Source organism: Photorhabdus bodei, assembly GCF_003287735.1.
GTDB classification, from domain to species: Bacteria; Pseudomonadota; Gammaproteobacteria; order Enterobacterales; family Enterobacteriaceae; genus Photorhabdus; species Photorhabdus kayaii.
In genome coordinates this window covers 53,994-59,993 of record NZ_NSCM01000026.1, presented here as the reverse complement: position 1 = coordinate 59,993, position 6,000 = coordinate 53,994, and the positions used below count along the sequence as shown (strand labels likewise).

Below are 6,000 nucleotides of genomic sequence, written 5' to 3'. Positions count from 1 at the left end.
TGAGCTTTGTGCTTTAATCCCCATAAACACCTTTCCTTATTTCAGTTACGTATATTAGCTTGAACATCTATATCGTAACGGAAAGGTGTTTTTCTTGGTATAACCTCGGGTCTCCACCCGCATAGCGGGTGGTTTTATGTTTAAGCAGCTGACGCTACTTAAACTGGCTAAAGCCATAATAAAAGCGCGTCGAATGACGCGCAAAAGACAACAATATAAAAATATAGGTAATGTATGAATTATGGACAAAAACGTGGCTATCAGGAAGCTATTGCTTGCAAAACTTCACGGGCGGTTTGTTGCGCTTGATTTGCGGCATCAGGGCCTAATGCTACACCTTCGGTAAATACGAACTCTATATCAGTGAGCCCAATGAAACTTAGAAACAGACGCAGATAAGGCACTAACAGATCACTGGGGCCGTCTTTATGGATGCCGCCCCGGCTGGTCAGGATGATTACTCGTTTGCCTTTTAGCAGACCTTCAGGGCCATTCTCGGTATAACGGAAAGTCACGCCAGCACGGGCTATCATATCAAAATAGCTTTTCAGTTGGGTTGGAATGTGGAAGTTGTACATAGGCGCAGTGATAACAATAACGTCATTATCCTGCAATTCCGCAATGAGTTCGTCAGATAATGCTAACGTCTCTTTTTGGCGAGCGGTCATTCCATTGCCACTCGGACGCAATGCATGAACCCGTTCATTATCCATAACAGGAATGGGTTGTGCGGCCAGATCGCGTACTGTAATGCTGTCATCAGTATGATTGGCTTGCCATTTTTCAATGAAGAAGTCGGCCATTTGGTTAGTATGTGAATGCTGCGCCATAATGCTGGATTTAAGAACCAGAACTTTACTCATGTTTATTCCTTAAATTAACTCTTGGTAATTTACTTGTTAATCACGATATAGTGATTCTATGAGTTATTATCTTCTGGTAATAGAGCAATATTTAGAGCTTAGCATTCAAATTTATTGAAAAACTTTTACTCACGTTGAATATAGCATGGCGAGGAAATATCAGCCGAGATTATTGCCAATAGATGGGATGTGTTACTATGTTGTCAATAAAAACATGTTGTCAATAAAAACATGTTACCGATAAGAACCATGTCATCAATAAAAGCTGGCTAATTAGCAAAGTAAGAAGTTACAAGGATCAATATAAGTGAAAGAGTCTCAGAAAATCATTAACCGTCAGGCTGCTTGTCCAACGATCAAATATCCGGAAAACTTGCCCGTCAGCCAGAAGAAAGATGATATCTACAAAGCTATTCGTGACCATCAAGTTGTCATTATTGCCGGTGAAACCGGTTCGGGTAAAACAACACAGATCCCGAAAATTTGTCTTGAACTAGGTCGGGGAATAAAAGGCCTTATCGGTCATACTCAACCCCGTCGATTGGCTGCTCGTGCGGTTGCCAATCGTCTGGCGGAAGAATTGGAAACCTCAGTGGGTTCTGCTGTTGGTTATAAAGTCCGTTTTAGTGATCGTGTGGGCGATAACACGTTAGTTAAACTGATGACCGATGGTATTTTGCTGGCGGAACTGCAAAATGACAGGCTACTTAAACAGTATGACACGCTCATTATCGATGAGGCGCATGAACGCAGTCTGAATATTGATTTTATTCTGGGTTATTTGCGCCAATTACTGCCAAAACGTCCTGATTTGAAAGTGATCATTACCTCCGCGACTATCGATCCTGAGCGCTTTTCTCGCCATTTTAATCATGCGCCAATTATCGAAGTTTCTGGTCGAACCTATCCGGTAGAAGTGCGTTATCGTCCTGTCATGGGGGAAGATAATGATGGAGAGCGGGATCAGCTTGAGGCAATTATTGATGCTGTTGATGAGCTCAACCGTGAAGGGCCTGGGGATATCCTGATCTTTATGAGTGGAGAGAGGGAGATTCGTGATACAGCAGATGCGCTGAATAAACAGAATCTGCGTCATACCGACGTACTGCCACTATTTGCGCGTCTTTCTAACAGTGATCAGAACCGGATTTTCCAGTCACATACGGGGCGGAGAATTGTGCTGGCAACTAACGTGGCAGAAACCTCGTTGACGGTACCGGGAATTAAATATGTGATTGATACCGGGTATGCACGTATCAGCCGTTACAGTTATCGCACGAAAGTACAGAGATTGCCGATTGAACCCATATCACAGGCGTCGGCTAATCAGCGGAAAGGGCGTTGCGGACGTGTATCTGACGGGATCTGTATCCGGCTGTATTCAGAAGACGATTTCCTTTCTCGGCCAGAGTTTACTGATCCAGAAATCCTGCGTACTAACTTGGCATCGGTCATTCTGCAAATGACGGCAATTGGTCTTGGGGATGTCAGTGCATTTCCATTTGTGCAACCGCCTGATAAACGTAATATTCAGGATGGTGTTCGGCTTCTGGAAGAGCTTGGGGCTATTGACCAGAGTACTCTTGACCAAGGCGCAATGGCTAAGGCTAATTACTGTCTTACATCAATAGGGCGACAGCTTGCTCAGCTCCCGGTTGATCCTCGGCTGGCGCGTATGGTATTGGAAGCTCGTCATCATGGTTGTGTACGTGAAGTGATGGTTATCACTTCTGCGCTATCTATTCAGGACCCAAGAGAGAGGCCACTGGAGAAACAGCAGGCTTCTGATGAGAAACACCGTCGATTTGCTGATAAAGACTCCGATTTTATTGCATTTCTGAAATTATGGGATTTTTTGAAAGAGCAGCAAAAAGCACTTTCCTCTTCGCAATTTCGCAAACTTTGCCGTCAAGATTATCTTAACTACCTGAGAGTTAGAGAATGGCAGGATATATATACCCAGTTACGACAAGTTGTGAAAGAAATTGGTCTGTCGGTAAATAGTCAGGATGCAGATTACCGTGGTATTCATACTGCGTTACTTTCTGGGCTGTTATCTCATATCGGCCAAAAAGATACAGATAAACAGGAATATACCGGTGCGCGTAATGCCCGTTTTGCTATTTTTCCTGGTTCTGGTTTATTCAAGAAGCCGCCTAAATGGTCAATGGCGGCGGAATTGGTTGAAACCAGTCGCTTGTGGGGGCGTATTGCTGCGCGAATCGAACCTGAATGGGTTGAACCGTTAGCCGGGCATCTGGTGAAGTATCATCATAGCGAGCCGCACTGGCAGAAATCTCAGGGTGCGGTAATGGCTAGGGAAAAAGTCACTTTATATGGTTTGCCAATTGTGGCTAGTCGTCTGGTTAATTACAGCAAAATTGACCCAATGCTCTGCCGTGAGTTGTTTATCCGCCATGCGCTGGTGGAAGGCGATTGGCAAACTCGACATGCATTTTTCCGAGCGAATCTGAAATTACGCGAGGAAATTGAGGAGCTAGAACATAAATCCCGTCGTCGCGACATTTTGGTGGATGATGAAACCTTGTTTAGTTTCTATGATCAACGGATACCTCAGAATGTGGTTTCTGCTCGCCATTTTGATCGCTGGTGGTTGAAGACAGGTAAAGAGCAACCGGACTTGCTTAATTTTGAAAAAAATATGTTGATCAAAGGCGATGCCGATAAAATCAGTGCGCTGGATTACCCTAATTACTGGTATCAGGGGGCATTGAAATTACGGCTTAGTTACCAGTTTGAACCGGGCACGCAAGCTGATGGTGTGACCGTTCATATTCCGCTACCGGTGTTGAATCAGGTTAAGGATGAGGGGTTTGATTGGCAGATCCCCGGTATTCGTTATGATCTGGTTGTTGCGCTGATTAAATCATTGCCGAAACCGGTTCGTCGTAATTTTGTCCCTGCACCAAACTATGCTCAGGCATTTATGGAGCGGGTACCTCAACCACAATCGACCTTGTTAGATAGCTTTGAGAAAGAGTTACGGCGGATGACTGGTGTTACGGTGTCACGTGATGATTGGCAATTAGAGCAAGTACCCGATCACCTCAAAATGACATTTCGAGTGGTAGGAGAGAAGAACCGGACTATCGCTGAAAGTAAAGATTTATCTGCGCTGAAATTACGCTTGAAAGAGAAAGTTCAGGAGACACTTTCCGCTGTTGCTGATGATGGGATTGAACAGAGTGGGCTGCATATTTGGAGTTTTGGTGAATTGCCGGGACGGTATGAACAGAAACGTGGTGGTTACTCTGTTAAAGCATTTCCCGCGCTGGTGGATGAAAAAGAGAGTATCGGTATCAAATTGTTTGAAACTGAATTAGAGCAACAGATTGCCATGTGGGAAGGTACTCGTCGTCTGTTGTTGCTCAATATTCCTTCACCAATTAAGTATTTACATGAGAAATTGCCGAATAAATCCAAATTGGGACTCTATTTTAACCCTTATGGCAAGGTACTGGATTTGATTGATGATTGTATCTCCTGTGGTGTGGATAAATTGATAGTAGTGAATGGTGGGCCAGCTTGGAATGAGCAGGATTTTATTCAGCTACAGGACAAAGTTCGGGCTGAGTTGAACGATACTGTCGTGGAAATAGCTAAACAGGTAGAACAGATACTCACCACTATTTTTGCTATTAACAAACGCCTTAAGGGGAGAATTGATATTTCACTAGCCTTGGCGTTATCGGATATCAAAGAGCAGCTTTCTGGTCTGGTTTTCAAAGGATTTGTCACCGTTAATGGTTGGAAACGTTTGCCGGATGTCCTGCGTTATCTGCAGGGCATTGAGCGCCGTCTTGAAAAATTGGCGATTGATCCGCATAGAGATAGAGCACAAATGGGGCGTGTCGAAAATGTCCGGCAACAGTGGCAGCAATGGCTGGCGAAATTATCACTGCAACAGAAACAATTACCTGAGGTGCGAGAGATTCGTTGGATGATTGAAGAACTGCGGATCAGCTTGTTTGCTCAACAACTGGGTACGCCATATCCAGTCTCCGATAAACGAATTTTGCAAACAATGGAGCAAATTGCTTCCTGATTAAAAAGGAAGGTCATATTCTAAACTGCGTCTCAAATTTTGCATTTGTGATGCAGTTTTTTATAGGTTAAAGCCACCTATTCTAAAGGTGGCTTTTTGCTTAGACTAAAACGAATGAACTGGTTAGCAGGTACTTTCCGTATGTTTGGCTTTGTTAGCCTCGACGAAAGCATTAACCATAGCGGTTTTATTTTTGCGGTTACGAGCGTAGTCAGCTTGAGTTGCCTTCTTCTTGGTTGCTGTAGCACGTTTTAACAACATAATCGCCTCCTCCTAAATCTTCATACTCTAATATTAATCTTGACTGTACCTTTTGTAAAAGTCTTTCATAGGTTCTTTTATGAGAATCATTGTAACCACTAAAGTACAGGTAATGAACTTTAGATTCTTCAATATAATCCAGAATGTATGATATTAAGACATTAAAAAAGTAATTATTTTCATTTCTATTGTAATGAACAGTTTTATCTATTTTATCAAATGGAGTCCTGCCGTTTAATTCGTCTATAGGGATTGATTCATAAGATTGATCGAAGAAGATGATATACCCGTTATCTTTCAAGTTGCCTCTTTGTTGGCTGCACTCACTCACCCCGGTCACATAGTTCGCTATGCTCCCGGGGATTCGTTCCCTTGCCGTCGCGATGCATCTTGAAATCCATAGGGTATAGACACAGCGAATAAAATGTTTGGATTAACATCGTATATTTCAGCAATTCTTTCGGCTCCGACAATATCGTCAGTTAATGGAAAGAATACCAACCGAAAGGTTTGCGGTTTTTTACTATTAAAAGTGAATTCAATGTCATAACTGCTAATTTTACCGATTCCACCAATGGTTTTATTCTTGAGATTATGATACCTGGTCATTCTTTAATACTGTTGCTGTTTTGATAGTGGCTTATTATATCAATATTACATTGTCACTATCTTTCTAATTGTCTAATATGCGAGCGGGTTACAAATTTTATGTAATTGCGTCATCCAGCTAATTGGGTTTCCACACCCGGTCACAAATTTATTTGTGACGTATTTGACTTACCTGAGCCTAAATAACACGTCAATAAAATT

3 protein-coding genes and 1 pseudogene are annotated in these 6,000 nt (G+C 42.7%); 1 reads left to right on the top strand and 3 read right to left on the bottom strand.

Features of this window, described 5'->3' with window-relative positions; translation table 11 throughout:
• Window positions 1-260 precede the first annotated feature (260 nt).
• Window positions 261-863: an FMN-dependent NADH-azoreductase gene (locus CKY02_RS14720; RefSeq protein ID WP_112895860.1), complete on the bottom strand. Its 603-nt coding sequence runs from the start codon at window positions 861-863 to the stop codon at window positions 261-263.
• Between the two features lie 319 nt (window positions 864-1,182).
• Between CKY02_RS14720 and hrpA the strand changes: the two are divergent.
• A pseudogene (gene hrpA / locus CKY02_RS14715) lies at window positions 1,183-4,929 on the top strand (ATP-dependent RNA helicase HrpA); the annotation flags it as partial.
• Window positions 4,930-5,140: 211 nt separating this feature from the next.
• Here the strand turns inward: hrpA and CKY02_RS23950 are convergent.
• The gene (locus tag CKY02_RS23950) at window positions 5,141-5,530 is read right to left on the bottom strand and encodes a hypothetical protein (protein ID WP_146747452.1); all 390 of its coding nucleotides are present in this window, start codon (window positions 5,528-5,530) and stop codon (window positions 5,141-5,143) included.
• Between the two features lie 8 nt (window positions 5,531-5,538).
• A complete protein-coding gene (locus CKY02_RS23945) occupies window positions 5,539-5,799 on the bottom strand; it encodes a hypothetical protein (RefSeq protein ID WP_146747451.1) in 261 nt (86 codons plus the stop codon).
• Window positions 5,800-6,000 lie beyond the last annotated feature (201 nt).

Coding starts and splice junctions, on each gene's coding strand:
- CKY02_RS14720 (WP_112895860.1), bottom strand. CDS start 863: ATGAGTAAAGTTCTGGTTCTTAAATCCAGCATTATGGCGCAGCATTCA.
- CKY02_RS23945 (WP_146747451.1), bottom strand. CDS start 5,799: ATGACCAGGTATCATAATCTCAAGAATAAAACCATTGGTGGAATCGGT.